This window comes from Streptomyces dengpaensis (assembly GCF_002946835.1).
GTDB classification, from domain to species: Bacteria; Actinomycetota; Actinomycetes; order Streptomycetales; family Streptomycetaceae; genus Streptomyces; species Streptomyces dengpaensis.
Genome location: NZ_CP026652.1, coordinates 4,453,097 through 4,479,985, shown reverse-complemented (window position 1 = coordinate 4,479,985; position 26,889 = coordinate 4,453,097). Strand labels below are relative to the sequence as shown.

At 70.3% G+C, this 26,889-nt stretch carries 26 protein-coding genes, 2 tRNA genes and 2 pseudogenes; 7 read left to right on the top strand and 23 right to left on the bottom strand.

Annotation, left to right across the window (positions count from 1 at the left end):
- Positions 1-373: 373 nt before the first annotated feature.
- Entirely contained in the window at positions 374-508 is a 135-nt protein-coding gene (locus C4B68_RS44095) for a hypothetical protein (protein WP_257217536.1), read from the top strand.
- An 82-nt stretch (positions 509-590) separates the two neighbouring features.
- On the opposite strand, the gene C4B68_RS20640 is transcribed toward C4B68_RS44095, so the two are convergent.
- The 12 genes from C4B68_RS20640 to C4B68_RS41975 all read right to left on the bottom strand — a co-directional run bounded on the left by C4B68_RS20640 (position 591) and on the right by C4B68_RS41975 (position 7,827).
- Positions 591-1,238 (bottom strand): hypothetical protein, encoded by a 648-nt coding sequence (locus tag C4B68_RS20640; RefSeq protein ID WP_143674530.1) that lies wholly within the window; start codon positions 1,236-1,238, stop codon positions 591-593.
- 35 nt (positions 1,239-1,273) lie between these two features.
- Positions 1,274-1,999 carry a hypothetical protein gene (locus tag C4B68_RS20635; protein ID WP_099506332.1) on the bottom strand — a complete coding sequence of 242 codons (726 nt, stop codon included), beginning with the start codon at positions 1,997-1,999 and terminating at the stop codon, positions 1,274-1,276.
- Positions 1,993-2,334: a WhiB family transcriptional regulator gene (locus C4B68_RS20630; protein WP_257217538.1), complete on the bottom strand. Its 342-nt coding sequence runs from the start codon at positions 2,332-2,334 to the stop codon at positions 1,993-1,995. The genes C4B68_RS20635 and C4B68_RS20630 overlap by 7 nt, the downstream gene beginning before the upstream one ends.
- Before the next feature lie 77 nt (positions 2,335-2,411).
- Positions 2,412-2,591, bottom strand: coding sequence for a hypothetical protein (locus C4B68_RS20625; RefSeq protein WP_099506331.1), 180 nt, complete (start codon positions 2,589-2,591; stop codon positions 2,412-2,414).
- 295 nt (positions 2,592-2,886) lie between these two features.
- Positions 2,887-3,264: a DUF4326 domain-containing protein gene (locus tag C4B68_RS20615; protein WP_099506353.1), complete on the bottom strand. Its 378-nt coding sequence runs from the start codon at positions 3,262-3,264 to the stop codon at positions 2,887-2,889.
- Between the two features lie 71 nt (positions 3,265-3,335).
- Positions 3,336-4,139: a DUF5131 family protein gene (locus tag C4B68_RS20610; RefSeq protein ID WP_099506329.1), complete on the bottom strand. Its 804-nt coding sequence runs from the start codon at positions 4,137-4,139 to the stop codon at positions 3,336-3,338.
- 18 nt (positions 4,140-4,157) lie between these two features.
- Positions 4,158-4,364: a hypothetical protein gene (locus tag C4B68_RS20605; RefSeq protein WP_099506328.1), complete on the bottom strand. Its 207-nt coding sequence runs from the start codon at positions 4,362-4,364 to the stop codon at positions 4,158-4,160.
- A 271-nt stretch (positions 4,365-4,635) separates the two neighbouring features.
- The gene (locus tag C4B68_RS20600) at positions 4,636-5,880 is read right to left on the bottom strand and encodes an AAA family ATPase (protein ID WP_099506327.1); all 1,245 of its coding nucleotides are present in this window, start codon (positions 5,878-5,880) and stop codon (positions 4,636-4,638) included.
- Positions 5,877-6,380: a hypothetical protein gene (locus C4B68_RS20595; RefSeq protein WP_099506326.1), complete on the bottom strand. Its 504-nt coding sequence runs from the start codon at positions 6,378-6,380 to the stop codon at positions 5,877-5,879. Before C4B68_RS20595 ends, C4B68_RS20600 begins: the two co-directional genes overlap by 4 nt.
- The gene (locus C4B68_RS20590; RefSeq protein ID WP_143674528.1) at positions 6,377-7,096 is read right to left on the bottom strand and encodes a hypothetical protein; all 720 of its coding nucleotides are present in this window, start codon (positions 7,094-7,096) and stop codon (positions 6,377-6,379) included. Before C4B68_RS20590 ends, C4B68_RS20595 begins: the two co-directional genes overlap by 4 nt.
- 264 nt (positions 7,097-7,360) lie before the next feature.
- Positions 7,361-7,582 carry a hypothetical protein gene (locus tag C4B68_RS43390; protein ID WP_240634421.1) on the bottom strand — a complete coding sequence of 74 codons (222 nt, stop codon included), beginning with the start codon at positions 7,580-7,582 and terminating at the stop codon, positions 7,361-7,363.
- A complete protein-coding gene (locus C4B68_RS41975; RefSeq protein WP_167459122.1) occupies positions 7,579-7,827 on the bottom strand; it encodes a helix-turn-helix domain-containing protein in 249 nt (82 codons plus the stop codon). The genes C4B68_RS43390 and C4B68_RS41975 overlap by 4 nt, the downstream gene beginning before the upstream one ends.
- A 100-nt stretch (positions 7,828-7,927) precedes the next feature.
- Between C4B68_RS41975 and C4B68_RS41390 the strand changes: the two genes are divergently transcribed.
- Together C4B68_RS41390 and C4B68_RS20570 are read left to right on the top strand one after the other, a co-directional pair.
- The gene (locus tag C4B68_RS41390) at positions 7,928-8,686 is read left to right on the top strand and encodes a hypothetical protein (RefSeq protein WP_167459121.1); all 759 of its coding nucleotides are present in this window, start codon (positions 7,928-7,930) and stop codon (positions 8,684-8,686) included.
- A gap of 8 nt (positions 8,687-8,694) precedes the next feature.
- Complete coding sequence (locus C4B68_RS20570) at positions 8,695-10,209, top strand: site-specific integrase (RefSeq protein WP_099506322.1); 1,515 nt, start codon at positions 8,695-8,697, stop codon at positions 10,207-10,209.
- 57 nt (positions 10,210-10,266) lie between these two features.
- On the opposite strand, the gene C4B68_RS20565 is transcribed toward C4B68_RS20570, so the two are convergent.
- A tRNA-Ser gene (locus C4B68_RS20565) sits at positions 10,267-10,357 on the bottom strand.
- A gap of 338 nt (positions 10,358-10,695) precedes the next feature.
- Here C4B68_RS20565 and C4B68_RS20560 point away from each other — a divergent pair.
- A complete protein-coding gene (locus C4B68_RS20560) occupies positions 10,696-11,214 on the top strand; it encodes an SSI family serine proteinase inhibitor (RefSeq protein ID WP_099506321.1) in 519 nt (172 codons plus the stop codon).
- Between the two features lie 365 nt (positions 11,215-11,579).
- A complete protein-coding gene (locus C4B68_RS20555; RefSeq protein ID WP_099506320.1) occupies positions 11,580-15,785 on the top strand; it encodes a hybrid sensor histidine kinase/response regulator in 4,206 nt (1,401 codons plus the stop codon).
- 16 nt (positions 15,786-15,801) lie between these two features.
- Here the strand turns inward: C4B68_RS20555 and C4B68_RS20550 are convergent, their stop codons facing one another.
- Positions 15,802-16,386 (bottom strand): TetR/AcrR family transcriptional regulator, encoded by a 585-nt coding sequence (locus C4B68_RS20550; RefSeq protein ID WP_099506319.1) that lies wholly within the window; start codon positions 16,384-16,386, stop codon positions 15,802-15,804.
- 352 nt (positions 16,387-16,738) lie between these two features.
- Between C4B68_RS20550 and C4B68_RS43385 the strand changes: the two are divergent.
- Positions 16,739-17,261: pseudogene (locus C4B68_RS43385) on the top strand (MFS transporter); the annotation flags it as partial.
- A 91-nt stretch (positions 17,262-17,352) separates the two neighbouring features.
- Here the strand turns inward: C4B68_RS43385 and C4B68_RS20540 are convergent.
- The 7 genes and pseudogenes from C4B68_RS20540 to C4B68_RS20510 form a co-directional block, all read right to left on the bottom strand.
- Positions 17,353-19,032 (bottom strand): long-chain fatty acid--CoA ligase, encoded by a 1,680-nt coding sequence (locus tag C4B68_RS20540; protein WP_099506318.1) that lies wholly within the window; start codon positions 19,030-19,032, stop codon positions 17,353-17,355.
- 180 nt (positions 19,033-19,212) lie between these two features.
- Positions 19,213-19,767, bottom strand: a complete 555-nt coding sequence (locus C4B68_RS20535) for a SigE family RNA polymerase sigma factor (protein WP_099506317.1) — start codon at positions 19,765-19,767, stop codon at positions 19,213-19,215.
- Positions 19,768-20,021: 254 nt separating this feature from the next.
- Entirely contained in the window at positions 20,022-21,188 is a 1,167-nt protein-coding gene (locus C4B68_RS20530; RefSeq protein ID WP_099506316.1) for a lipid-transfer protein, read from the bottom strand.
- Positions 21,185-21,676: a MaoC/PaaZ C-terminal domain-containing protein gene (locus tag C4B68_RS20525; protein WP_240634420.1), complete on the bottom strand. Its 492-nt coding sequence runs from the start codon at positions 21,674-21,676 to the stop codon at positions 21,185-21,187. Before C4B68_RS20525 ends, C4B68_RS20530 begins: the two co-directional genes overlap by 4 nt.
- Before the next feature lie 97 nt (positions 21,677-21,773).
- Positions 21,774-22,682, bottom strand: coding sequence for a bifunctional MaoC family dehydratase N-terminal/OB-fold nucleic acid binding domain-containing protein (locus C4B68_RS20520; RefSeq protein WP_099506352.1), 909 nt, complete (start codon positions 22,680-22,682; stop codon positions 21,774-21,776).
- A gap of 185 nt (positions 22,683-22,867) precedes the next feature.
- Positions 22,868-23,147: pseudogene (locus C4B68_RS43380) on the bottom strand (acyl-CoA dehydrogenase family protein); the annotation flags it as partial.
- Between the two features lie 319 nt (positions 23,148-23,466).
- Complete coding sequence (locus C4B68_RS20510; RefSeq protein WP_099506315.1) at positions 23,467-23,772, bottom strand: hypothetical protein; 306 nt, start codon at positions 23,770-23,772, stop codon at positions 23,467-23,469.
- Between the two features lie 372 nt (positions 23,773-24,144).
- On the opposite strand from C4B68_RS20510, the gene C4B68_RS20505 reads away from it, so the two are divergent.
- Positions 24,145-25,035: a bifunctional DNA primase/polymerase gene (locus C4B68_RS20505; RefSeq protein ID WP_099506314.1), complete on the top strand. Its 891-nt coding sequence runs from the start codon at positions 24,145-24,147 to the stop codon at positions 25,033-25,035.
- Between the two features lie 29 nt (positions 25,036-25,064).
- On the opposite strand, the gene C4B68_RS20500 is transcribed toward C4B68_RS20505, so the two are convergent.
- Both C4B68_RS20500 and C4B68_RS20495 read right to left on the bottom strand, forming a co-directional pair.
- Positions 25,065-26,504 (bottom strand): FG-GAP repeat domain-containing protein, encoded by a 1,440-nt coding sequence (locus C4B68_RS20500; protein WP_099506313.1) that lies wholly within the window; start codon positions 26,502-26,504, stop codon positions 25,065-25,067.
- 164 nt (positions 26,505-26,668) lie between these two features.
- Positions 26,669-26,753, bottom strand: a tRNA-Ser gene (locus C4B68_RS20495).
- Positions 26,754-26,889: the final 136 nt, after the last annotated feature.

Here is a 26,889-nt window from a genome sequence, read left to right as displayed (position 1 = left end):
GCCCCCGACGGCATGCACTGCATGCGGCCGGATGGTTGTGCGGAATAGCGACCCGGGACTCCGTCGGGTGACGTGCTCCCCCTCGTGCAGCACGTCTCTCACGCGTAGCCGTAACGGAGGGAAGGGGAGCGGTAACCCGTGCGAGACCTGCGGCGAGCCCGTGACGACCGGACGCGCCGACTCCCGGTATTGCGGCGGGGCCTGCCGGCAGAAGGCGTACCGACGGAGGCAGGCGAGCGCCCCGGCGACTGAACAAGCCGAGGCGCCACCCCTTACCGATGCGCGCGGTCGGCGGCTCCCGCAACGCTCGCAGGCTGAGGCACTCAGGAAGGCGATCCCCTTCCTGTCCGGCCTTGCGACGGGGCTCGGGACCGTGGGCGAACTCGACGGATCCTTCTCGGTGGAGGAGACAGAGCAGTTGACGGAGCAGCTCGACGAGAACATCGCCGTCATCGAGCAACTCCTCGACAAGCTGAAGGCACACATCGAGCGAGACCCGCACGCGTAGCCGTAACGCACTGGGCTGGCCAACGCACGGAAGCGCCCGGCACCCCCGAAGGGACACCGGGCGCTCGGCCGCTGGGAACCGCTCAGCGACCCCTCGCTGCCCGCACCAGCGCGAGCACCTGATCCCGCCCCTTCGCCGCCGACACCCCGCCGTACGCCCCCGGCGCCGGCCGCGCCATCGGATGCCGCGGATACACGCCGGCCACCTGCTCGGCCAGGCAGTGACCGAGCACCCCCGCCCCGTCGACCAGCGGCCACAGCTCCCCGCCGATCCGCGCGGCCCCGTCGAGGCTCACGCCCGTCGACTCACCGTCGCGGCTACGCAGCCCGCGCTTCTCCAGCACCGCCCCCGCCGCACGCACCAGGCGGTCGTGAGCGTCCAGAGCAACCAGCGCCCGGGCCATCGCCGCAGCCGCCTCCGCGACCGCGCCAACGGCCGCCGTACGGGACGTAGCCAGGCCGTCGATGTCGTCGGCCATCTCCCGGACCGCGGCCTCACCCTCGGCCGCACGCAGGTCCCGCACCGCCTGGTGCGCCTCCCAGTCCTGGCGCGTCAGCCGCGCCCGCACCGCCGCCTGGTCGGCCACCTCGACAGCGGCCTTGTGCCGCTCATACGCCGTCTGCGAAGCCCGGTTGCTGGCGTAGCGCCGCTCAGCCTCCCGCAGCTCGCCCGCCGCCTGCTCAGCCAGCGCCTCGGCCTGCTCCACGTCCTCCGTCGTGACTGCAATCATGCTGATACTCCCCTCGAACTCATTGGTCTTCGTGGTCACTTCGACGCGGCCGCAGCCGCCACCTGATCCGCGTTCAGCAACCGAGGCGGCTCGGGATACTTCACCGCCTTCACCGCAGGCACACACGCCAACAGGCCATCCCCACGCCGCTCCCACGACCCATAGCCAGCAAGACCCGTCAACGCCGCAGCCGTCGAGTTCTGCTGAGGCAGACGCGCCTCCGCCACCCGCCGCGCCACCCACAGCAGCACCCCGGCCGGCGCCAGCGACTCGTACGAGACGCCCCGCACCCGGACCGTGGTGTCGAGCAGCCCGTGCCCACCACCCGTCTCCCCGTCCAGACCGAGCCCCGCTGCCTCCAGGACGCCCGCGTGCCGCTCCACCAGAGCGTCATAGCCCTCAGCCTCCTGCATCAGCGCGACGAGGGCGTCCTGCGCCTGCACGGCCGCCGCCTCGAGCTTCCCCGTGGCCGTCTTCAACTCCCGCCCCGCCGCCGCGATCTCCGCCGCGGCCGCCTTCTCCCGCTCCTCCCGCGACGCCGCCGACCGCTCCGCCGCAACCTGCTCCTCGAACTTCTCCCGCAACTCCCGCGCGCTGGCCCGCAGCTGCGCCGCCAACTGCGAGGCCTCCGTCAGCTCCTGCGCCGCGACCTCCGAGTACGGCGCCGCCGTCAGCCGCTCACCGGCCGCGTCGCGCTGCCGCTCCTGCTCGGCCGCCCGCTCCTCAGCCTTCTCAACCTGCCGTGCCGTGATCTTCACCATGATGTCTCCGTTACCTGCTGCTTCGATCTACCGGTAACCGGGCGGGCGCACTGCCGCCCGGGTCTTCCACCGACCCCCGGGGGGCCGGGCCTATCTCGCGCCCTTCTCACCACACCTCGACACCACGGCGGACCCCGGTCCCCCTCCGCTGCCCGGCGCCGCACTCCCTGCCGCTCCCGCCGGGTCGTCCCACCCCAAACGCCGTACAACTCCGGGTTATCGAGCACGTACGCGCGGCAGGCCTCGAGGTAGCCGCAGCCCGCGCACAACTCCCGCGCCCGCGCCGGCCGCACACCCTCCGCGAAGTACGCATCCGGATCCGTACGACACGGCACCAACTCCCGCGCCTCCAACACGAACCCTGGAATCCCGAGGGACACAACCGGCCGCGCACCCGCAGCGTGATGCCCGCTCACTCACGCCCCTCGTTCAGACGCCAGTTCAACCCCAGCACCGCCAGACCGGCCGCCACGAACCCCGCAGTCATCGACCATGTGAACGCCGCCGTAGCCAGCAGCCCCAACCCGGCCGTGTCCAACAGCTCCGACCGCACCGCACCCAACGCCCGCACCACCCGCTGCCACCGCGTCACCGAGCCACCCCCGACCGCTCCCGCCACCGCTCCGCCGCAACCACCAAAGCCGCCTGCCGCCGCGGATCCGACGGCTCCAACCCATGCCACGCCTCCGACCCGTACTCCGGAACCGTCGTCAACCCCGCCAACTCCTCCCTGGCCCAACTCGCCGTCTCATCAGCACCCATCACCACTGCCACCACCCATCGCGCTCCACTGCCCGACCGGTCTCGCCGCACACAACACACCCCGCACACAACCCGACACACCTCCACACCAACGCAGCCCCATACCAACGCAACCACTCACAAGCTCACGCCGTGAACCCGAGGGGCCCGAAGAGCTGCCCCTCGGAGCGGCCGACCGCCTCGGGATCGTCGGCGAACTCGGCGATGACGTGCGCGTGGCACTGCTCCGGGGCGCACCAGCAGGCGAGGGTCTTGCCCCGGAGTTCGGGCATCAGCGCGAGGAGGTCCGGCCGGTCGAGGAGGTGCTCGCGGTATAGGGCGAGGGCCTGCTCTCGGGTATGGCGGGCGCCGACGGTGTACGGGTTGAAGAGCTTGTGGCCGGCCAGGTGCCAGCCGCCGCGGTAGAGGGCGCGGCCTACGTAGACGAGGCCGGACGGGGCGTGTTCGAGGCGGGGCCCGTATTCGTGGATGCGGCCCTTGAGGTTGATCACGGTGGTGGTCATGTCGGTGTCCTCTGCGATGCTGTCGGGGTGGCCCGCCCCATCTGCCTTGGGGCGGGCCGTCGTCGTACGGGTCACGCCGCGGCCGGGTACTCGCGCACTCGCAGGTCCGTCGGCCAGTCCTCGGGGCTGCCGCCCTTCTTGTCCGACGCCCCGCTCGCCTTCGCCCACACCGAGCCGAGCTGCTTCACGAACGGCGCCGCGCCGGCCGTACGGCACTGGCCGATCACGTCCCGGATCCAGACGAGTTCGAGCGGCCGGGCGCCGGGGCCGGACTCGCCGCCGAGGATCACCCAGTCGATGCCGGTCACGTCGAGGGACGGGAGCGGGCCGAGGAGCGGCTCAGCGGACACGAAGCGGACGGCGGCCGGGGCCAGGCGGAGGGCGTCGGCCCGGCGGGCGTAGTCGTCGCTCTCGATGCTCGTACCGAGCCACACGTTCGGCAGCGGCTCCTCGAGCCCGAGCGCGCCGTGAACCTGCTCGAGGACGCGGGCGAGGCGCTCCGGGCGCTTGGTGAGGATCTGGTACGTGTGCTGCGGCGTGCTGGCCATGGTCCGCCAGACGCTCGTCACGAAGTCCACGGGCACGCGGGCGTGGAACAGGTCGGACATCGAGTTGACGAACACGCGGCGTGGGATGCGCCACTTCACCGGAGCGTCGAGGGTGTCGGGGTGGACGGTGAGGGCGAAGCCCGGCCCGCTGGTGCGCGGGTCGCCGTCGTTCTGGTACTTCGGGCGGGCGGTGCCGCGCTGCTGCTCCATGCCCTTCAACCGCTTGGCCATGGTCAGCGCGTAGCAGTTGTCGCACCCGGGGCTGATGCGGTCGCAACCCGTCGTCGGGTTCCAGGTCGCCTCGGTCCATTCGATGGTCGTGGTCATGGTCGTGTCTCCGTTCGGTCAGGGGCGGAAGGTGTCGGGGATAGCCGCACGGAGGACGTCGCCGAGCGCACTGACGTGTCCGTTGAGAACGGGGCAGCCGTCGTCGTGATGGATGACGACGTGCATCAGGCCGGACTCGTCGGTGCGGGTGTCGGTCTCGCTGGTGCAGTGGCCGCACTGGTAGTAGGCCGTGAGCAGCGAGGCGAGGTTCGGGGATCCGATCACGTGATCAGTTCGCACTGGTTCAGGACTCATGACCTTGCCCTCTCTACGTAAAGGGGAATGAATGACATACATGGCAAACATGGGATTGACCTGCGGTTTTTAAGTGACACGAATGGCTGACACGCGTGACAGACATGGCACGTATGAGTCGCCCATTCCTGTCACCATGTCTGCCATTCGTGTCACCCCCCGCTCTCCAGTGAGTCGCAGGTCAGCGCCATGTTTGCCATACGTGCCATGTGTGCCGTGGGGATAGGGAGACAGACGCGCATCACTCGTCGCCGTCCTCGGGAAGCGCGCCCGGAAGGCTCCACTCCGAGCGGCGGTTCTTGCCGAACCCGGACTGCCGCATCACGACGCCGAGCTTCTTGCGGGCCCGCTGGAGTGACGACTCACTGATGCCGTCCTTGTGCGCGGCCTTCTTCACGTCCGCCGCGAGGTCCGTCCCGCCCTGGTCCGCGAGGTAGCCGCGCAGCCACAGGACGGTCTCGTTCGTCTCACCGCGGTTGGCGTCGGGTGAAGCCTCGTCGCGCATGACCTCGCGGACGCTGGTCGTCGTCTCGGGCCCGAGGACGAACCGCGATACGTACGAGGGCCCTTCATCGGTATCGACGGTCACGGGCTGGATCGCGTACTCGTGCGACGGCAGCCCGACCCGGCCGAGGTTGTTCTTCTCCAGGGACATCACGAACCGGCTCTCGGCGTCCTGCTCGCCTTCCTCCTTGGCGAACGCGATGAGGCAGCGGATGAGCTGCCCGAAGGCGCCGGACCCTGCGACTCGGGAGAGGGGGTCAGCGGCGCCGGACTTCGTGAAGTGTGCGAGTCCCAGGATCGTGAAGTGGTGATGGTCGGCTGCCTCGATCAGGGGCTCCAAGGCCTGCCGTACCTCGGCTGCCCGGTAGTCGTTTACGCCCTTGTCGATGTACGACAGAAGCGGGTCCATGACGAGCAGGGCCACGCTGTACCGCTCGGCCTCGCGCGCGAGCAGCGACGTGTCGACGGGCAACGTGAGCCGGGCGTGCAGGTGTTCGTCGTCCTTGACCGACACGTGGAAGACAAGGTCCATGTCCGCGCCGGCCGCGATGAGCCGGGGGGCGATGGTGTACGACCATGAGTCCTCCGCCGCCGCGTAGATGACCGGGCGCGGCTTGCCGTACAGCTCGCCGGGCAGCTCGCCCCGCGTGATGCGCGCCGTCATCCACACCGCGAACTGCGACTTCCCGAGCCCGGGCCCGCCCGCCGCAATCGCGAGGGAGTACAGCGGAATCCGGCCGTGTGATGTCGGCGGGGCACCCTCCGGAGTGGTGTCCCACAGCCACCGCACGGGCCGGATCTTGATCGAGGACGCAGGACGGAAGACGAGGCCTCGGGGCTCCGGGTCCGCCGGCATGTCGTCCGGCGGTTCCTCGGCGAGCCACTGTGCATCGTCCCCGAACGGGCCAAGCACGGGCCCGACGGGCAGCCCCGCCGCCAGCACTTCGGCGGGAGGCAGGACTGCGTCGTTGCGCGTGGTCACTCGCTGATCTCCTGGTACGTGAGGTACTCGCCGGGCCGCCCGGGGATCGCGATGGGCGGCCACCCGCGAGTGGCAGTGAGCTTGTGCGGCGGCCGGTTGCCAGCGCGGGCCTGTCGGGCTCGGATCTCGGCCGCGGATTCCATGGACTTCGCCGCGCGGACTCTGCGGCACGTCTCGGCCCTGGCTTCGTCGGTGATCTCGGCCCACCACGCTGGGGGGGCGTTGTCCATCAGGTCGTCGAGCCGGATGCGCTCAGCCTCGGCTCGGCGGTGTAGTTCGGCTGCTTCCAGGGTGGCCGCGTACGTCCGCGGGTCCTGGACGCTGAGGCGCAGCCAGTCGACGGAGCCATACGGGGGCCAGTCCTGGACGCCAAGCGCAGCGATCTGCGTCTCGGCACGGAGGCCGGTGATCTGGCCCGCCGTGGCGTTCTCGGGTACTGCCCGCAGGACGGGCCCCCGCCCGGTGAGGCGGGGGCTGTCGCGGTCCTGAGTGGTGGTCACGCCCGGCCCTCGGCGATGGCCTTCAGCCGGGCCTCACTGATGGCCTTGGTCCGGCGCTCCTCGGCCTCACGGTCCAGGCGGTACACCTCGGGGTCGCCCTCGAAGTCGCCGGCTGCGGTCTCCTCCGCGAGGGTGACCACCGCCTCCAGCTGGTCGACGAAGCCGCGCATCGCCTCCAGCGCCTGCCGCGCCTTGGCCGGGGTGAGGCTGCCGATGGTGGTGCCGGCGCTGAGCCACACCTCGGTGTGGCGCCCGTACGCCTGCGGCCGGTAGTCGGACACGACCATCTGCGCGGCGAGGAACGGGACCTCCGCGTTCTCGCGGGCTGTGCGCTGGTCGTCGATGTCCCGGAGCGCGGTCTCGACGGGTGCGGTGACCCATGCGCCCAAGCCTTCGTCGAGGACGAGAGTGGTCTGCTCGGGCGTGAGCGGCGATTCGGTGTGCTCGGTGTGCTCGCGCGCCTCGTCGGCCGGGCGACCGTCGGTGTCGACGAACGCGGAGACCGTGATGCCCTTCGCGTTCATCTGCGCGCGGAGGCGGGTCTCAGCGTCGGCGCGGCTGATCTGCGCGGGGTCGTACGCGGCGGTGATCTGCTCGCCCTCGAACCCCCAGTTGCCAGGCTCGCCCTTGTTGAGTTCGGCCGCGCGGAGCAGGACCGGGACCGCGCTCCTGGTCGGGATGGTGGTCGCGGGCACCGTCGCTGTAACTTGGTTCATGGCGTTCTTCCGTTCTTGAAGTGCGAGGCCCCGGGTAGCTGGCGAGCTGATAGCCCGGGGTTTCGTCGTTGTTCGGATGGGTGCTTGGGCCCCTCCCTCGTCGGCACTCGTAATGCCGGCGCGAGAGGGGTCGTCTTATGCGCCCCGAAGGGGGCGGATCACGGCCGATTCCCCAACCCTGCAACCGCATTGAGACTGCGATTCCATGGCTTGTGAGCTGGGGGTTTTCGGGCCTGATGCACATTGATGCTCGCGCTCGTCATGCTAGGAATCGCGGGCGACTTCGGGGCCGTAGAGGAGCTGGATCAGGTCCAACGTCGGAATCTTGATCTTCCGGCCGATGCGGAGCACGCGAGTCAGCTCCCACTCGTCCCGCCGGATCTGCGCATAGACAGTGTCCGAATTGACCCCGCAGATTGATGCGGTCGTAGGCACGTCGGTTATCGGGCCGAGCGCCTTGATCTTCTCGCGCGTCCAGGCGGTCATGCAGCCGCCTCCTTGACCGCGTCGAGAAGACGGCGATAGGCGATCGCCCGACGCATCCGCGGCCTCGACTTGCCCTGCTCCCACCGAAGGACCGTCATCGGGCTGACGCCCAGTTCCTCAGCGAAGTCGCGGAGCGAGGCGCCCGACGACTCCCGGATCTTGGCCCGCTCCGGAGGCGGGGGAAGCTGCGACGCACGGACACGATCAGCAAGACCGTGTGCCGCAGCAGCGGCATACGTTTCCATGAGGGAGACGCTACGCAGGCGGGACTTGTATGTCAACGCGGCCACATACTGTGTGGATGCTGCTGTTGCTGAAACGGGACACCCGCGATAGCTTCGGGCTGTGGGAGACGACAACGACGAGAAGCCGCCGGCCATCCCGGCGGAGCTTGAAGACCTTGCGGTACCGGAGGGCTTCGAGCTCGGCGTGTACCGGGCAACCGACTCCATCGACGCGAAGTGGGCGGCTCGCGGGCCATACGTGATCCCGCTGAGTCTCGACGGACGTGAGTCGGTCAGCTTCGAAACTCGACAGTTCTCAGGTTGGGCCTCGTACGTTTCGGATGAGTTCGAGCGGGCGCGCGCTGTGCTGCTGCTTCACATCGGCCCTTGTGACAGCGGGCCGAATGCACCGTTGGCGATCCGGGAAGTGCGGCTGATGACGCTTGAGCCGGTCGACTTCCCTGGCAGCTCGTTGCTGCGCCTGATCCCTTGGGAACGAATCGAAGCGGCCGTGAACCAGCCATCTCGGCGGGCGGTGCTCGCGGACTTTGTTGACCCTCGTTCCCCGCAACACCCAAGCGGCGGACCGCGAGAGGGATTCGGAGAGTGGATGTTCCAACGCCCCACGGAACAGTTGCCTGAGCCGGACCTGCGCCTCGAAATCCCGGAGGGCTATCGCAAACCGGACACGTTCTACGCAGACGTGGCCGAACGGTTCCTGCAGGCAGCAGCCATCAGCCCGCGCCCCGGTCAGGACCTGGCGGAAGCCAACGACGTGAAGCCCACCACCGTCCATCGCTGGATCCGAGAGGCGAAGGCCCGCGGGCTCCTCGCCCTTCCGGGTGATCGAAAGCCCCGTACTTCAGACGACACCACATAGGGGGGATCTTGAAGCCGTATAAGGCGTGCTCGTGCCGGGACCCGGAGACGAAACGGCTACTCGGCAGGAAATGCCCGGACCTCAGTAAGAAGGGACACGGCGCCTGGTACGCCCGCTACGAGGCGCCGAAGTCCGCCGACGGGAAGCGTCGGCAGCCGCGCATCGGACCGTTCGACACGGAGCGCGAGTGCAAGGCCGACCTGGGCAAGGTGCTCGGCACGGCCGCCAACCCGAAGGCGCACGACGAGCGGAAGACCACGCTCGGCCAGTACCTCGAACGCCGGTACACGTGGCGGAAGTCCGAGGCGGAGACCGGGGAGGGGCTGAAGAAGAGCACGCTCGACAGTGAGCGCGAGGCCATCGACCTGTACCTGAGTCCCGGCCTCGGGCACATCAAGGTCGTCGACCTGGATGACGAGCACATCCGCGAGCTGTACGCGGCTATGCGGAAGATCAACCGTCCGGACGAGCGCACGGAGCGCACGGAGATCCTGCGCCGCCTGCAGGAAGTTCGAGCGACCCGCGACGGCAAGCGGCTCCACAGCCGCCCTATCTCCGAGTCGCGTATCCGCCGCGTCCACGCGGTCCTGCATGGCGCGCTCACGGACGCGTCGAAGCTCTCGAAGATCCGGCCTGACAACCCGGCTGACGGGGTGTGGCGGTCGAAGGGCGGGAAGCGGAAGCAGGGACGCGCGAAGCCCCTGCTGTGGACTGCCGAGCGTGTCGAGCAGTGGGAGAAGACCGGGGTCGTCCCGGCGAAGGTCATGGTCTGGACGTCCGACCAGTGCGGCGCGTTCCTCGACTTCGCCGAGGCCTCCGAGGAACGGCTCTACCCGGCGTTCCACCTCGATGCCTACTACGGGCCGCGCCGCGGCGAGTTGGTCGGTGCCGAGGAACAAGACCTCAGCCTCGAGCGCCGGCGCCTTCACGTCCTTCAGGCGCAGTCGGACGACGAGCTCGACGACACCAAGACCGAGGCCGGTTACCGACAGATCCCCTTGGACGACGAGACGATCCGCGTCCTGAAGGCGTGGCACAAGCGGAAGTTGCGCGAGCGGTTCCAGTGGGGCGAGGCCTACCAGGATGCGGGCCGCGTCTTCTGCTACGAGGACGGCACGGCGCTGAAGGCTGACTACCTGTCGAGCCGCTTCCGGATCCTGATCGAGCGGTACGGCAACATCCGGGCGAAGGCCGCGGAGCAGTGGTCGAACGAGCGGATCGCCCGGAAGTACCGCACGACCGAGGCGGCCGTCGAGGTGGCGCTGACCCTGCCGCTCCCGCCCATCCGCTTCCATGATCTGCGTCACGGTGCGGCGACGATGCTGATCACTGCGGGGGTGGACGACAAGTTCGTGAGCGAGGTTCTCGGCCACGCCTCGGTGAGCTTCACGAAGGACGTCTACGCGGTCGTGGCGGAGGAAATGGCGGAGGACGCGACGAGCAAGATTTCGGCGTTCATTCCCCGCCAGAATCGCCTTGCCGCCGTTGGTGCCAACAGCGTGCCATCAGGGGGCGGAAAATGACCCCGGAGACGACTCAGGGAGCCCGGCCCGTTTGGGCCGAACTCCCTGGTCAAGGTGCGGAGGCGGAGGGATTTGAACCCTCGATGGGATTGAAGTCCCAAACCGCATTAGCAGTGCGGCGCCATAGACCGGACTAGGCGACGCCTCCCGCACAGCCGCTCGCGCGAGCGCGAGTGGTGCGTGCAGATGATGACACAGCCGAGCGTCGTGTCACCAATCGCCCCCCACGGTACTAGGCAGGCGGGCCGCAGAGCAAAGCCGAAACCGCCGTACACCCGAGCGGCGCCAGGTGCCCCGGTGCCAGGTGCCCAGGTGCCAGATCGCCGTGCACCCGAGCATCGCGGTGCACCCGAGCGCCGCCCCCGTGGGGCGAGACCGCCGCCACCTGAGCGGCGACCCCATGGCCACATCACCGCACACCCCCGCCGGGGCCCCGGTGGCCAGATCCCCGCGCAACCGCGCGGCCCGCCTGGCGTTAGTCAGGTCATGTTGCACCGTCTCCTTTTCACCGCCGCCGCGTCCGCCGCCGCCCTGGCCGGCGTACCGGCCGGGCAGGCCGCCGTGTCGCCCACCGGCCCCGTCGCCGTGTCGCCCACCGGGCTCGCCACCACCACGTACGGCGAACCGGTTCTCTCCGCCCCCGCCCCGATGCCCCCGCCGGGCCGCGACGAGGATCTCGGGGACCGGCTGACCGTCACCGTGCACGACGCGGAAGGCGTCACGGACGGGTCGTACGAGCTGCGGTGTCATCCCGACGGCGGCAGTCATCCGGATGTGAGCGGGGCCTGTCAGAAGCTGGATCAGAGCACCGGCTGGGGCAAGGACGTCTTCGCCCCTGTGCCGTCGGGCAGCGTGTGCACGATGGTGTACGGCGGTCCGGCCACCGCGCACGTCACGGGGACGTGGGCCGGGCGGCCCGTCGACGCGAAGTTCGACCGCACGAACGGGTGCGAGATCGCGCGGTGGGACGCGCTGGTGCCTCTGCTGCCCGGCGGCCCCGCATAGCGAAGGCGGGGGAAAGAGAGGGTGAAGGATCGGCCAAGGCGGGGAAGGCGGGAAGAAAGCGGGACGGAGTCACGGTGACCTCATGGTTCCCGAGTTTCCGGAAGGCTCCGTACGCCTCCGGAGGGTGAAATGCGCGGTCACGGGTTCTACGTGCCGTTCTGGGGCTCGCTCTGCGGCTCGCCCCACGTCGCCCTCTCCCTCTCGTATGCGTCTCTTCTGTGTACGAGTCTGCGTGCGACCTCCGTCCCATCCTGCGTCGCGAGCGCAACCTCTGCCCGTAGACTCCCTCGCGTGACACGCCGCGGGCCGATTGGCAAGATGGCACCCGCGGTCGGCAAGGTGCGGTAACAGGGAGGAAGCGTCTCGTGAGCAGCAGGCCATCCCGAGGCGCTGCTCGCCTCGCAGCCATACTGGATGCGCTGCCCGATGCGTTGGTACTGGTCAACGCCAATGGCACCGTCGTCAACGCCAACACCATCGCCCTGGAGGCCTTCGAGGCCCCGGGCACGGCTCTGGTGGGCCGGGGGCTGCTCGATCTGCTGCCGCAGTTCGACTCGCGGCTGATCCCGGGTTCCATGCGGCGGCCCGAGACCATCGACCAGAGCGGGCGGACCAAGCCGACCAGGATGGTCGCGCGGCGAACCGACGGGACCGAGTTCCCGGTCGAAGTCACCAGTGCGAATCTCGAGAACGGCCAACAGGCCTACGACAACTACGGATACACCGCCGACGAGCTGCTCATGCTCGTCGTACGCGATCTGTCGGGCGCCGTCGACACCGAAGCCGAACTCGCGCGTTCGCAACGGCAGACCGAGATGATCCTGCGGGCCGCGTCCGAGGGTGTGGTGGGGACCGACACGGACGGACGCGTCGTTCTCGTCAATCCCGCCGCCGCTCAGATACTCGGTTATCGGGCCAGCGATCTCGGCGGCCAGGAACTGCACGCGCTCATCCTTCACTCGCGCGCGGACGGCGAGCCCTTCCCGTACGAGGAGTCACCGCTCGCCGACACCCTGCGCTCCGGGCGCAAGCACCGGGTGCGCGGGCAGGTGCTGTGGTCGAAGTCCGGGGACAAGGTGCCGGTCGATCTGACGACCGCGCCGGTGCGGGACGGGGACCAACTCGTCGGCGCCGTGATGACCTTCACCGACCGGCGGCCCTACGACACCCTCGTCGAGGAGAAGGACGCCGAGGCGACCCAGCACGCGGAAGAGCTCGCCCGCATCGGCGAGGAGCACGCCGGGGAACTGGCGGCGCTGCGTGAGAAGCACACGGCCGAGCTGGCCGAGGTGCGCGAGCGGCACGAGGAGGAACTCGCCGCCGGTGACGAGCGGTACGCCGCGCTCGGCGAGCGCGAGAAGGACCGGTACGAGGCGCTGACCGCCCGGCACGAGCAGCTGCTCGCCGTGCTCGGCCAGTCCCTGCGCGGGCCCCTCGACCAGCTGCGCGCCGAACTCTCCAAGCTCGCCGCCGACGACGCCGGACAGCTGTGGCCCGAGGCCAACCAGGTGCTCCACCACCTCGCGGCCGGCTACTCGCGGATCACGACTCTGGTCGACAACGTCCTCGGTTATCAGCGGCTCGACTCCGGGGCCGAGGAGATCTCCCGTACGAAGGTGATGCTCGACGCGGTCGTCGCGGCCGGTGTCGACGGCGCGGTCGAGCTGATCGGGCCGGGCCGGGTGCAGTTCGCCGTGCACGCGCCGCCCATCGAGGCCGAGGTCGACCCGCAGCGGCTCGCGAACGCCCTCGCGCATCTCATCGCGGACGTCGCCGGGGTCGACGCGACCGGCAACGCGCCGGTGTCGGCGGGCGGTTACATGGACAACACCGTCGTCGTGGCGGCGGCGCAGCGCGGCGAGAGCGTCCGTATCGAGGTGCGCGGCCCGTACGCCGGGGGAGACCCGGTGCACGAGCCGATCGTGCGCGGGATCGTGCGCGCGCACGGTGGTGTGCTGCAGACGCACGAGGTGCCGGGGATGAGCGGCAGCGCGTTCGTGCTGGAGGTGCCGATCGGGGGTGGCGCCGGGGCGGTTCCGCCGCCGAACACCGAGAACACCACGGGTGCCGAAGTCGCGCTTCCCGAGCAGGCCTCGCAGCAGGGCGGTGGCAGGCGGCGAGCGCGGCGGTCCTCCGTGGACGCCTTCCTGGAGAGCGAGGTGTCGGGGAAGCCCGGGACCGCCTCCGCCGAGACCGGTGCGGCCGCTCCCACGGGGCGGCGTCGGCGGCGTGCGGCGGATGAGCAGGTCACGGGCGAGGCGACCGTTCCGGCGCAGGCGTCCGCGGTCGAGGGCCCTGGCGGCGCCTCCGGTGGCACCGGGCGGCGGCGCGGGCGCCCGAGTCCGGTCGAAGGCACGGGCGAGAGCGCGGGCGAAGGCAGCGGCGAAGGCGCGGCTGGTACGGCCGCCGGCGTGACCGGTGGCGTCTCCGAGGGCGCGGTCGTCACGGCGGCCGAGCACGCGTCGGGGACGGCGGCCGTGGGGTCGGGGCTGGGCGGGACGGTTCCTCCGCAGGGGATGCCCGTGCCCTCCGGCCGACGCGCGCGGCAGGACGGCGAACAGCACGCGCTGCCGCCCGCGCTGCCCGCGGCGGCCTCGGTCACGCCCGCCGCCGATACGGCTGGTACGCCCGTCGCACCGGGTGCGCCGGACGCCGGCACTTCCTCGGACGCGGCGCAGCCGAGCGGACGGCGTCGGCGTGCGCTGGCCGCCGCGGCCGAGCGTGCTGCCGCGCAGGAGGCCGGCGCCCGTCCGGTGTTCGCACTGCCGCCCGCCGAGGCGGACCGCTCACCCGGGTACGCCCAGGCCCAGGCTCAAGCCCAGACCCAGACCCAGCCGGTCGACAGCGGCGGCCTCGGTCACGAGCAGGCCGACGACGGCCGTCATGACGCGCTGCTGCGCGACCCGGCCGACGATCACACTCCGCCGCAGCCGCACCCCGTTTCCGGCCCGACAGGGCGGCGACGTGCTCGCCGTGCTCCGGATCAGCCGGACGTGGCGGGGACGCCGGCACAGGCGGTTCCGGCATCGGGGATTGCCCTTCCCGGACAGGCGGTTCCGGCACAGGGCGTTCCCGCGCAGGGCGTTCCGGGTGCGGCCGCTGCTGGGCAGACGCTTCCCACACAGGCACCGCAAGCACCACAGGCCCCGCAAGCACCGCAGACAACCCAGGCCGCTGCCGCCTCCCAGGCCGCCTCAGCGGCCGGCACCCCGGCGCCGATCCCGGCTACGGCCCCGCAGCCGTGGCCGAACGCGAACGCGAAGGCCAACCCCAACGACACCTCAGGCGCAGGCACCCGAACCCCCGTCCCCCCGGCAACAGCCACCCAGCCAACCCCCGCGCCGGCCGCCCCCCTTCCCCCCGAGCTCCCCGCGAAGCCGCGCGCCGCTCAGCCTCTGCCCGCCGAGGCCGCGGGCCCGATCGACCCCAACTCGACGCAGGGCCGCGCGATCAGCGTGCGCACGCTCGGCCAGGGCGTCCCGTTCGCCCGGCAGCCTTCAGCGAACCAGCCGGTGCCGAACCAGCCGGGCGGCCCCCAGGCCGCGCAGCCCCAGTCCGCCACGCCTCCCCCGCACCAGACCAACGGCTCGGGCCGTCGCCGCAAGCTCGGTACGCGCCCCGAGCCCGGCGCCGAGCGCCCGGAGACGGGGGCCCGTCCGCACCCGCAGGCCGGGCAGACGGCCACCGCGCCTGGGCCCCGGCTGCCCGGAGCCACCGAGGGCGCCGGACGGTCGTACGCCATAGGAGCACCGGACGAGAACGCCGCCGAGGGCCCCGAGCCGCTCGACGGTCCCGGCGGTGCCGTCGAGGTCGCCGACCAGCCGCTGCCGCAGCCCCTGGACGACGAACTGCCCCCGGAGCCGCTGGACAACCCGCGGCGCCTGCTCGTGTGGCCCGCGCCCGACGTCACCACCCAGCAGGCGCTGAGCGACCGCGGCTACCGGCCCGTCATCGTGCACTCGCGCGAGGAGGTCGACGCGCAGATCGCCGCCTTCCCGGCCGCGCTCTTCGTCGACCCGCTGACCGGGCCGATCACCCGCACGGCGCTCCAGTCGCTGCGCCAGGCCGCCGTCGCCGCCGAGGTGCCCGTCCTCGTGACGGCGGGACTCGGCCAGGCGACGCGCGAGGCGGCGTACGGCGCCGATCCCGCCGTACTCCTGAAGGCCCTGGCGCCCCGGGACTCCGAGCAGCACCCGCCGCGCGTGCTGCTCATCGAGGAGCACGCGGAGATCGCGCTGGCGCTGACCGCGACGCTCGAGCGGCGCGGGATGCAGGTCGCGCGGGCGTCCACCGACACGGACGCCGTCACACTGGCCTCGCAGATGCGGCCGAACCTGGTCGTGATGGACCTGTTGCAGGTACGGCCCCGGCAGGCCGGAATCGTGGACTGGCTCCGCGCGAACGGCCAGTTGAACCGCACGCCGCTCGTCGTCTACACCGCAGCCGTCGACCCGGCCGAACGGCCGCGCCTGGCCGCGGGGGAGACGGTCCTGTTCCTCGCCGAGCGCTCGACGAGCGCCGAGGTGCAGGACCGGATCGTCGACCTGCTGGCGCGGATCGGCACCAACTAGGCGGGGTCCAAGGAGGTCACCGGGCGGTGAGGCGCCGTGCCGCCGCCCGGATCGACGCCCGTACGCGCTCCCCGTCCGTGTCCCCGCCGCCGATCAGGATGCGGCGCATCTGCGGCACGGCCGTGGACCAGCCGGCGAGGGCGACCAGCAGGAACAGCAGGTCGTTGGGCGGGATCTCGTCGCTGATCACGCCGCGGGCCTGTGCGTCGGCGAGGGCGGCGATCTTGCGGGTGTAGTGCTCCTGGCGCCCGGCCTCGTCGGGGAGCTCGGCCGTGCCGTACTCGATGCCCTCCCAGAAGAGGAGGCGCAGCAGTTCGGGGTGGGCGGCGTGGTAGTCCATCAGCCGGTCCATCCAGCCCTCGACGTCGTCGCCGTCGACCGGGACCGCGATGGCGAGGTCGAGCATGCGCTTCCCGAGGACGTGCGCGAACAGGTCCGCCTTGTTGCCGAAGTAGGCGTAGATCAACTGCTTGTTCGCCTTGGCCTCGGTCGCGATGCGGTCGATACGGGCGCCCGCGATGCCGTACCGGGCGAACTCGGCGACCGCCGCCGCGAAGATCCGGGCCTTGGTGGCCTCGGGGTCCCTGACTCTCGCTGTCATGGGGGCAGGGTAGCGGAATAAGTAACCAACCATTTGGTTAACACTGTGGCGGGTGCCGATGGAGACTCGAACCGCTATCAACCAAATGGTTGGTTACTGATCTGACCAGCGAACCGTCCGGCTGTGAAACCGCCCCCCACCAGGAGTCCCGACGCCCATGCCGTCAGCCGCCCCGCGCGAAATCCGGTCCCCCGTTCAGGGGGACCGGGAGGCCCAGAAGATCCAGGAGGTTCAGAAGGCACGGGAGCCGAAGGCCCCCGCTTTCTTCCTCGCGCTCATCGCCCTGTGCACCGCCGTCACGGTCGCCAACATCTACCTCGCGGCCGCGCTGCTCCCCCTCATCGCGCACGACATATTCGGGGCGTGGAGCGCGCCGTGGACGTCGCTGGCGCTGCTGCTGACAGGGGACGGAGGGTACGGGCTGTCCACCGCGACGGCCGGGCTCTTCGGGCTCTTCGGCCTCACCGCGAGCGCGGTGGCGCCGCTTGCCGGCGGACTCGTCGACCGGTTCGGCGCTGCCAGGGTCGTACGGTCCGCGTCTTTGCTCGCGGCCGTGTCCGTCCCGTTGTTCTGGCTCGGCGAAAGCGTGCTGTGGGCACTGTTCGCGGCCGCCGTCGTGGTCCACGTGGCCCTGGTGGCGGGCCATGTCGCCAACCAGACCCTGGCGTTGACGACCACATCCACTCCGTCGACCGCCAACTCGGCGTATGTGGTCGCCAGTTTCGCCGGGCGGCGCGCTCGCCTCGGCACTGGCGGGCAGCGCGTTCACTCACTGGGGTTGGGGCGGCGTGTGCGCGGTGGCGGGAGTGTGGCTGGCGCTGGGGTGGGCCACGACGTCCGTACGTCGTCGGACTCCGGCGCCCGTACGTCGATGACCTGGGCGTACGCCGGGTGGGGCGCCCCTTGGTTCGGGGTCCCACCCGGCGGCGTACGCGGGTCGGCGCTGATCGCTTCGCCGAGCCGCTGTCAGAGCGTGGTGACGTCCAGTGCGCCTTCGGCGTACTGCCTGCGGAGTACCTTCTTGTCGAACTTGCCGACGCTCGTCTTGGGGACCGACTCGATGATCGTCCAGCGCTCGGGGAGCTGCCACTTGGCGATCCGGCCTTCTTCGGCGAGGAAGGTGCGCAGGGTGGCGAAGTCGGCCGTGGCGCCCTGTTTGAGGACGACGGTGGCCAGGGGGCGTTCGCCCCACTTGTCGTCGGGGACGGCGACTACGGCGGCCTCGGCGACGTCGGGGTGGGACATGAGGGCGTTCTCCAGGTCGACGGAGGAGATCCATTCGCCGCCCGACTTGATGACGTCCTTGGCGCGGTCGGTGAGGGTGAGGAAGCCGTCGGGGCTGATGGTGCCGACGTCACCGGTCTTGAGCCAGCCGTCCTCACTGAACTTGTCGGCGGGGCGCAGTGGTTCGGCGCCCTGGCCGCCGTAGTAGGCGCCGGCGATCCAGGGGCCGCGGACCTCCAGCTCGCCCGCGGACTCGCCGTCCCAGGGGAGGCGTTCGCCGCTGGGGCCGGTGAGGCGGGCCTCGACGCCGGCGGGGAAGCGGCCCTGGGTGAGCCGGTAGGCGACCTCCTCGTCCGTGCCCACCGCGTGGGCCGGCGGCCGGGCGATGGTGCCGAGCGGTGAGGTCTCGGTCATGCCCCAGGCGTGGCAGACCCGCATGCCCAGCTCGTCGAAGGCCGTCATGAGTGAGGGCGGGCAGGCCGAGCCGCCGATGGTGACCTGGGTGAGGGAGGAGACGTCACGGGGCTTGGCGTGCAGCTCGGCGAGCAGGCCCTGCCAGATGGTGGGGACCGCGGCGGCGTGCGTGGGCCGCTCGCTCTCGATCATCTCGGCGATCGGCGCGGGCTGCAGAAAACGGTCCGGCATCAGCATGTTGATACCGGACATGAAGGTCGCGTGCGGCAGGCCCCAGGCGTTGACGTGGAACTGCGGCACCACGACGAGGGACGTGTCGCGGTCGGTGAGCCCCATGGACTGAGCCATGTTGACCTGCATGGAGTGCAGGTAGATCGAACGGTGCGAGTAGACCACGCCCTTGGGGTCGCCCGTGGTCCCGGAGGTGTAGCACATGGCCGCGGCCTGCCGCTCGTCGAGCTCCGGCCAGTCGTACGTCGTCGGCTTCCCGGCGAGCAGCTCCTCGTACTCGTGCACCCGCACGGACGTGCCGTCGAGCAGCGAACGGTCACCGGGCCCCGACACGACCACATGCTCGACGGTCGGCAGATGGGGCAGGAGCGACGCCAGCAGCGGAAGCAGCGAACCGTTGACGACGACCACACGATCGGCGGCATGGTTGACGATGAAGGTCAACTGCTCTGCGGGCAGACGAAGGTTGAGCGTGTGCAGGACCGCGCCCATGGAGGGGATCGCGTAGTACGCCTCGACATGCTCGGCGTTGTTCCACATCAGCGTCGCGACCCGCTCGTCGCCCGTCACCCCCAGATCGTCACGCAGCGCGTGGGCGAGCTGGTTCGCGCGCTCCGCGGCCTCGCGGAAACTGCGCCGGTGCGGCTCGCCTTCCCCGGTCCAGGTCGTGATCTGCGACGAGCCATGCACGAGCGCCCCGTGCATGAGAATGCGGGTCACAGTCAGCGGTACGTCCTGCATCGTGCTCAGCACGGCGTCCTCCCGGGGCGGCGACATTGCCTATGCGGCAGTAATGGCTGCGCTGATTCTGCGCACATACCGAGTGGTATGTCACTAGGGAGGGGAATGATCGATCAGGGCGCGGCGGCCTGGCGGCTCCGCTGACAGCCGGGGCGAGGCCAACTGGGACTGGGCGGGGCCCAGCCAGGGCGGAGCCGGGCGATGCCCGCGTGCGGTTTACCTCACAAGGCTCAGCTCAGGGTCCTCACGCAGCTTGCCCAGCGCACGCGACACCGCCGACTTGACCGTCCCGACGGAGACCCCGAGCACCTCTGCCGTCTGCGCCTCACTCAGGTCCTCGTAGTACCGCAGGACGACCATGGCCCGCTGACGCGTCGGCAACTTCGCGATAGCCCGCCACATCGCGTCGTGCAACGCCTGCTGCTCGGCGGGGTCCGATACGGGCAGCCCCTCCGGCTCCGGCAACTCCTCGCACGCGAACTCGTCGACCTTGCGCTTGCGCCACTGCGACGTCCGCGTGTTCAGCAACGCACGCCGCACATAGCCGTCCAGTGCCCGGTGGTCCTCGATGCGGTCCCAGACGACATACGTCTTCGTCAGCGCGGTCTGCAGCAGGTCCTCCGCATCGCTCGGGTTCGCTGTGAGCGACCGGGCGGTACGCAACAGCACCGGCTGGCGGGCCTTCACGTAAGACGCGAACGAGGGGTAGGCCGCGTACGGAAGGGTCCGCGTCGCGGCGTTCGAAGCGCTGGTGCAGACGGGTGTGGTCATGGCTCCACGCTAGGTTCGCCCCCTACTCTGGCGGATCGGCCGCAGGTCCCGAAGCGGTGTCCCCCTCAGGTTGTAGGAGTGGGGTAGGCCCCACCTCCTGAGGGTGGACAAACGGCGCCTGCACCCTGAGGGTTCATCCCTGAGGGACGACTACCGTGGCGGTACGCGGCCGCAGTACCGACGGCAGGCGGCAGGACAGAGTTCCGGGCGTCGGTCAGGCGTTCTCAGGACTTCTCAGCCTCTCTCGGGCCTTCTCACCGGTCCGCTCCGAGAATGACCCCCGAGGTGGGAACCCCCGTGCCCGCGGTGACCAGGACGCGGCCGGCCCCCGGTATCTGGTTCACAGACGTGCCCCTCAGCTGTCGTACCGCTTCCGCCAATCCGTTCATCCCGTGCAGATACGCCTCCCCGAGCTGTCCTCCATGTGTGTTCAACGGCAGCCGCTCCTCTGCGACGAAGTCCGCGGCCTCCCCCGGCTTGCAGAACCCGAACTCCTCCAACTGCATCAGCACGAACGGCGTGAAGTGGTCGTACAGAATCCCCACGTCGATGTCCGCCGGAGTCAGCCCGGCCGTCCGCCACAACTGACGGGCCACCACGCCCATTTCCGGCAGCCCCGTCAGATCGTCCCGGTAGAAACTGGTCATCTGCTCCTGCGCCCGGCCCGCACCCTGGGCCGCCGCCGTGATCACCGCGGGGGGATGCGGCAGATCGCGGGCCCGCTCCACCGAGGTGACCACCAGTGCCTGGCCGCCGTCCGTCTCCTGACAGCAGTCCAGCAACCGCAGCGGCTCGACGATCCACCGCGAGGCCGCGTGCTCGGCGAGGGTGATCGGTCTGCCGTGGAAGTACGCCGCCGGGTTCGTCGCCGCGTACTTCCGGTCCACCACCGCGACATGGCCGAACGCCTCGGGTGTCAGTCCGTACGTGTGCAGATAGCGCTGGGCCGCCATCGCCACCCAGGAGGCGGGCGTGAGGAGCCCGAACGGCAGGGACCAGCCCAGCGCCGCCCCCTCCGCCGACGGCTCCCGCTGCTGTACCCCCGAGCCGAATCTGCTGCCCGACCGCTCGTTGAACGCCCGGTAGCAGACCACCACGTCGGCCACCCCGGTCGCCACCGCGAGCGCCGCCTGCTGGACGGTCGCGCAGGCCGCCCCGCCCCCGTAGTGGATCCGCGAGAAGAAGGACAGCTCACCCATTCCGGCCGCCTGAGCGACGGTGATCTCCGGGCTGGTGTCCATCGTGAACGTGACCATCCCGTCCACGTCTCCCGGCGTCAGCCCGGCGTCGTCGAGCGCTGCCCGCACCGCCTCCACCGCCAGCCGCAGCTCGCTGCGCCCCGAGTCCTTGGAGAACTCAGTGGCCCCGATCCCCACCACTGCCGCCTTACCACCGAGGCCGTCCTTCGTCCGTACGCTCACGAGGCGCCTCCTGCGGGGAGGGAGGTAGCGGGGGTGGGAGCGGAGGTGGGGGTGCCGGCACTGGAACTGGCGGGTGCGCTGACGTGGGCGCCGGCGTCGGCACTGGAGCTGACGTGGGCGCCGGCAGGGACGGTGCTCGGGACTGTCACGGTCACCGTGCCGGTGACGTGCTTGCCGACGCCGTTGGCCCCGACGATCTTCACCGTGGCCGTGTCGCCGTCGACCTCCTCGACCGTGCCGGTCAACACCATCGTGTCGCCCGGGTAGTTGGGCGCGCCGAGCCGTATGGCCACCTTGCGCAGGACGGCGGCCGGGCCGAAGTGATCGGTGACGTACCGCCCGACCAGCCCGTTGGTCGTCAGGATGTTCATGAAGATGTCCGGCGAGCCCTTCGCTCTCGCCAGCTCGGCATCGTGGTGCACGTCCTGGTAGTCGCGCGACGCGATGGCGCCGGCGACGATCAGCGTGCGCGTGATCTCGATCTCCAACGGTGGCAGTCGATCGCCGCGTCTCACCAGGCCGCGGTCGGGGCGCGGGTCGCGTACGCCAGCCCCTCGCCTCGGCGCCATGTCGTCTCGTACGCCGTCACCCATGTCCGCCCTCACCACCCTCCGCGCCACCGTCGGCAGCACCAGACCCGCTGACCGCGGAGACCGCACCGATGGCACGGGTGTCGTCGGCTCGGAACACCAGCAGTTCCAACTCATCGTCGTACCGCCGGAATTCGAGCCGTACCGGCATCCCGATCCGCACCTTGTCGTACGGCACCCCGACCACATTGCTCACGATCCGTACGCCCTCGGCGAGTTCGATCAGCCCGACCGCGTAGGGAGGGTCGAAGGCAGGGAAGGGTGGGTGGTGCATGACCACGTACGAGAAGACGGCGCCCACGCCGCTCGCCTCGATCGTGTCCCACTCCGGACTGCCGCACGCGTTGCACCCCGGCAGCCAGGGGAATCTCAGCGCCCGGCAGCCTGTGCACCGCTGGATCAGCAGCCGGTGCCGCTCGACGCCCTCCCAGAATCCTGCGTTGTCCCGGTTGACCACCGGGCGTGGGCGTCTGGCCTTCGGTTTCCGGTGTGCGGGCGCGTACTTGAGGATCCGGAAGCGGTGCGTCCCCGCGAGCTCGCCTCCCGCCCGTACGTCCATCCGCGTCGTGACGAAGTGCCCCGTGCCCAGCTTGGTCGTCTTGCGCTCGGAGACCGACTCGATCACCGTGTCGAAGGTGATCTCGTCCCCTGGGCGCAGTGGCCGCACGTACTCCTGCTCGCTGTCGGTGGCGACCACCGAGGTGTACCCGGCGTCGTCGAGCAGCCCGAGCAGCTCGTCGTATGCGCCCGAGCGCCCCGCGTGTCCGGAGAGGCCTCCCATCGCCCACACCTGGAGCATGGTGGGTGGCGCCACGGCGTCCGGACCCTCGTACGCCGGATTGGTGTCGCCCATCGCCTCGCACCAGTGCCGGATCATGGGCTCGTTGACCGGGTCCTTGCCCACGCCCGCGACGGCGGCCGCGCGCCCCTCGAACGACTTGAGCCGCCCCGCCCAATCGCCAGGCCCGTCACGCCCTTGGCGCCGGTCACGCGGGGCACGGCGATCTCGCCCGCCGTACCGGTCACCCTGGTCATGACGGTCGCGCCCGTCGTGGCCGTCGCGCGCGTCCCGCCCCTCCCTCTCGCCGCTCACCGCCGCCCCCTCGTCGTCCCGAGCCGCTTCGTTGCCACAATCTCCCGCTGCACCCGCTCACCCCGCCCCAGCACGTGTTGCTCTGCGCCGCCCTGTTCATCCGTTCCAGCTCGCCGTCCCCGAACACCTCCGGCGAACTGGAGCGGACCAGTGCATCCGCTCCCACAATGTCCTGACACATCTGGTACACCGCGACGGCCGGATCGGTTCCCATTCGGTTCCCACGACTTTCACGCCGCTCGCATCGCCGGGCGCCAGTCGACCGGCCTCCACGTCCCTGGCGCTCGGTGGGGGCAAGGAGCACGGCCGCGACGTTCCCGGACCTCGTACGAACCGCGCCCCTCCTGGACCGCGCACGGACAAGGAAGGCTTTCTGACTAGGCTTTCTGACTACCCGTCAGATATACGACTGTCCCGTCAGGCCGGCTTCCCTGTCAAGGTCACCGGCCCCTCTCACACGACACCCCGCCCTCCTCCCGTAAACACACCTGCGCGGCGGCACCGAAGTACCGCCGCGCAGACGCGTTACACCCCCACACAGAGCACTACCCCACAAGGGAGCTTCCGGGCCGATGTGTGCGCATCGGCCCCCGGCTCACCAGAGCTCGGTGAAGTTGATGACGGTGTTCGACTGGTCGATGGCCGTGAACGCGGAGCCGTTCACCTGGGCGGTGTTGCTCTGGTTCGAGGCACCGGAGCCGATCGCCTGCTGCTGAGTGGTGGAGGAGTTGCCGTAGTTGTCGTTTCCGACCCCGCTGCCGCTGACGGTCGCCACGCCCGCGTTCGATCCGTCGTCCGCGAAGGAGCCGTTGTCCGCGGCCGCGACACCCGTGAAGAGGGCGGCGGCGAGGGGCAGGGCCGAGACGGCGGCGAGGACGCGGGCGGTACGGATGCTTGCCATGTGAATTCCTCCAGAACCGGGTTGTACGCACCGGCGTGAACCGGGATGTACGTGAAATACGGCTTGTTCCCAGGCAGTTGGCCGACCGCCTCGGCGTTGTTCACGACGTCGCGAGTCCAGAGTTGCCCACGGAATCCCCGGCGAACCACCCCGGAAGCCGTGATTCGCCCTCAAGCGTGAGGACATGTCGATAAACCCTCTTCACATCCACAAACCCCCTGCTCAACCCTTGGCAGGCGGCTCAATCCCAGGCGCCGCAAGGGCTGAAGCGTTCCGGCACATTTTCAGCCAATCCCCCTCAACGCCCATCCCGCGCCCTCGCGTGTCCGGTGAGCCCTTCCTTTTTTCGAACACTCGTACGAACATAGATGCATGGCCACCATCGACCGGCAGGCCACGACGCTGGCCCTGGCCCACGCCCTGTCCGCAGCCGAGCGCGGACTGGCGGTGATCCCGCTGTCCCGAACGAAGCTCCCGGCCCTGCGCTCCCCCCACCGGAACGACCCCGATCCCCTCCCCTGCCACGGCGAATGCGGCCACTTCGGACACGGCGTGTACGACGCCTCGACCGACCCCCGGCGCATCCGCGAACTCTTCGCCGCCGCCCCCTGGGCCACCGGCTACGGCATCGCCTGCGGACTGCACCCCCACCACCTCATCGGCATCGACCTCGACACCAAATCCGGTACGGACTCCTCGGCGGCCCTCCGCGAAATGGCGCTGCGCCACCTCTTCACGATCCCGGAGACGGTGGTCGTCCTCACCCCCAGCGGCGGCCGTCACCTCTGGCTGAGCGGACCGCCGGACGTGGTCGTCCCCAACTCGGCGAGCCGCCTGGCCCCCGGCATCGACATCCGCGGCGCCGGCGGCTACCTCGTCGGCCCCGGCTCACGCACCGATCACGGCGTGTACGGCACCGCTCCGGGCACCGCCCATCTGGCGCCCGCGCCCTGCCCGCGCGAACTGCTGCGTTTGCTCACGCCCCCGCCCCGTACGCACCACCGCACGCCCCCCACACCCACGACGACCGGCCAACACGGCCAGGGCCTGGTCCAGTTCGTGCTGGCCGCCCATGAGGGACAGCGCAACACCCGCCTGTTCTGGGCCGCCTGCCGCGCCTACGAGAACGGCATCGGCCCCCAACTGACCGACCCTCTCGCCGAAGCCGCGGTCCGCACGGGCCTCACCGAACGGGAGGCCCGCTCGACGATCGCGTCGGCGGCGCGCATGACAGGCCAACGGCCGGGGGCCGCGCGGCACTGAGCCGCAGCGCCCCCGGCCGGGAGCGCGGATCAGCCCGCGAAGCGGTAGCCGAAGTTACTGGCCCCACTGGGACCGCCGAGGGTGCCCAGGTGGAAGCTGGTGGCACCGGTGCCGGTCACCCCCGCGGCGCTGGTGGTGAGCTTCCAGACCCGGCCTTTGTAGGCGTCTTCGCCGTTGCCGCCGACGTAGACCTCCGGGCTGCCGTCCGCGTCGGCGTCGAGCACGGCGTTCGCGATACCGAAGTGGTCTTCGTTCTCCGAGGTGCTGGGTATGCCCTTGGCGTTCTGGGTGAACGACGTGGCGCCTGCGGTGGTGATCCCGGATGCGCTGCCCCGCAGCACGGTGATCGCACCCGCGTGGATGGTGGCCGCCGTGTCGGATCCCGTCTCGTGCGAAACACCGACGACCACGTCCGGGTAGCCATCCATGTCGGTGTCGCCGATGGCCACCGCCGTACCGAACTTGTCGCCTTGCTCGTCCGCACCCGGGACGCCACTGCTGGCCTGGGTGTAGGTGCGGGTGCTCACGGTTCTGCTGACGCCGTCCGGACCGCCGTACGCCACGTAGATCTTGCTCTGGCCCGGATATCCGGTGACCAGATCCTGATAGCCGTCCTTGTTCAGGTCACCGAAGGCGGCGGGATAGTTGTTGGTGCTGAAGCTGTGGTACGAGTACGGGCCCGCGTACGCGCTGCCCTTGACCAAGCCGGTGGCGGAGCCCTTGAGCACCACTCCTCCCACCGCGCCGCTGCCGCCCACAGTCTCGCCGCTCACCACGATGTCGGCGGTGCCATCCGCGGTCATGTCACCCACGTAGAGCGTGGACGTCGCGACGCCGTCCTGGCTCGGGGTGTCCCGGTGCCACACACCCGCCGGCTTGCCCGTGGCCCGGTCGAGCGGGCCGAGCAGGACGGAGGCGCCGTAGGAGGTGCCGTTGTTGCCACGGCTGACGAAGTCGTCGATCCCGTCGCCGTTAACATCGCCCACCCCGATGCCGCCGCCGAGCAGCTTCGGGGACGTCGAGGTGTAGTTGCCGGCCGGCAGCGTGGTGCCCGCGCCCGTGATTCCGTTCTCGCTGCCCCAAAGGATCATGTTCTTCTCGAGCCAGTGGACGACCAGGTCGTCGTACCCGTCACCATCCAGGTCGCCGAAGCTCTTGACCTCTCGCCATCTCTCGCCCTTCGCGGGGCCGCCCGGGACGCCGTCCGTGGCCTTGCTGAGGATTGTGGCGGTGTCGTACTTCAGGCCGGCCGGCGAGCCATAGGCGACGGTGACGGCACCGGCCTGCGAGACGTCGCCCACCATCGCCGTGTGGGCACTGATGGACAGGTCCGCATAGCCGTCGCCGTTGAAGTCGGCGAAACGGCCCTTGCTCACGGTCGGCGCGGCGCTCGCCGCCGGCGCCAGGGCAGTGAGGCCAAGAACGGTGACCGCACAGATGGCGGCCGTGGTCAGCGCTCCCTTGCGCATGAGAACCCCCCCAGGTTCTTCGGCAGCCTGATCGGCCGCCCAAAGATCATGTCCTCCGGATCATACGGACCGGCACTGACAAGAGGGACCCGTGGGGCACGAGCACGCAGAAGGGGCACCTCGCGAACGAGGTGCCCCTTCTCTTCAGCTGCGCTGAAGTACCGCGGTGGGTGTGGGATTTGAACCCACGGTGACTCGCGCCACGACGGTTTTCAAGACCGTTCCCTTAGGCCGCTCGGGCAACCCACCCTTCGCCCCACCCCCACCAGGGGCGGAGCGGGTACAGCGTACCGGCCTCGGGCGCTTTGCGGGGTCCGAGGGCTCACGCCGGGCTGGCCACAGCATCGCAGTCCTGTTCCGCTTCTCTGCCAAGGCCATTCATCGC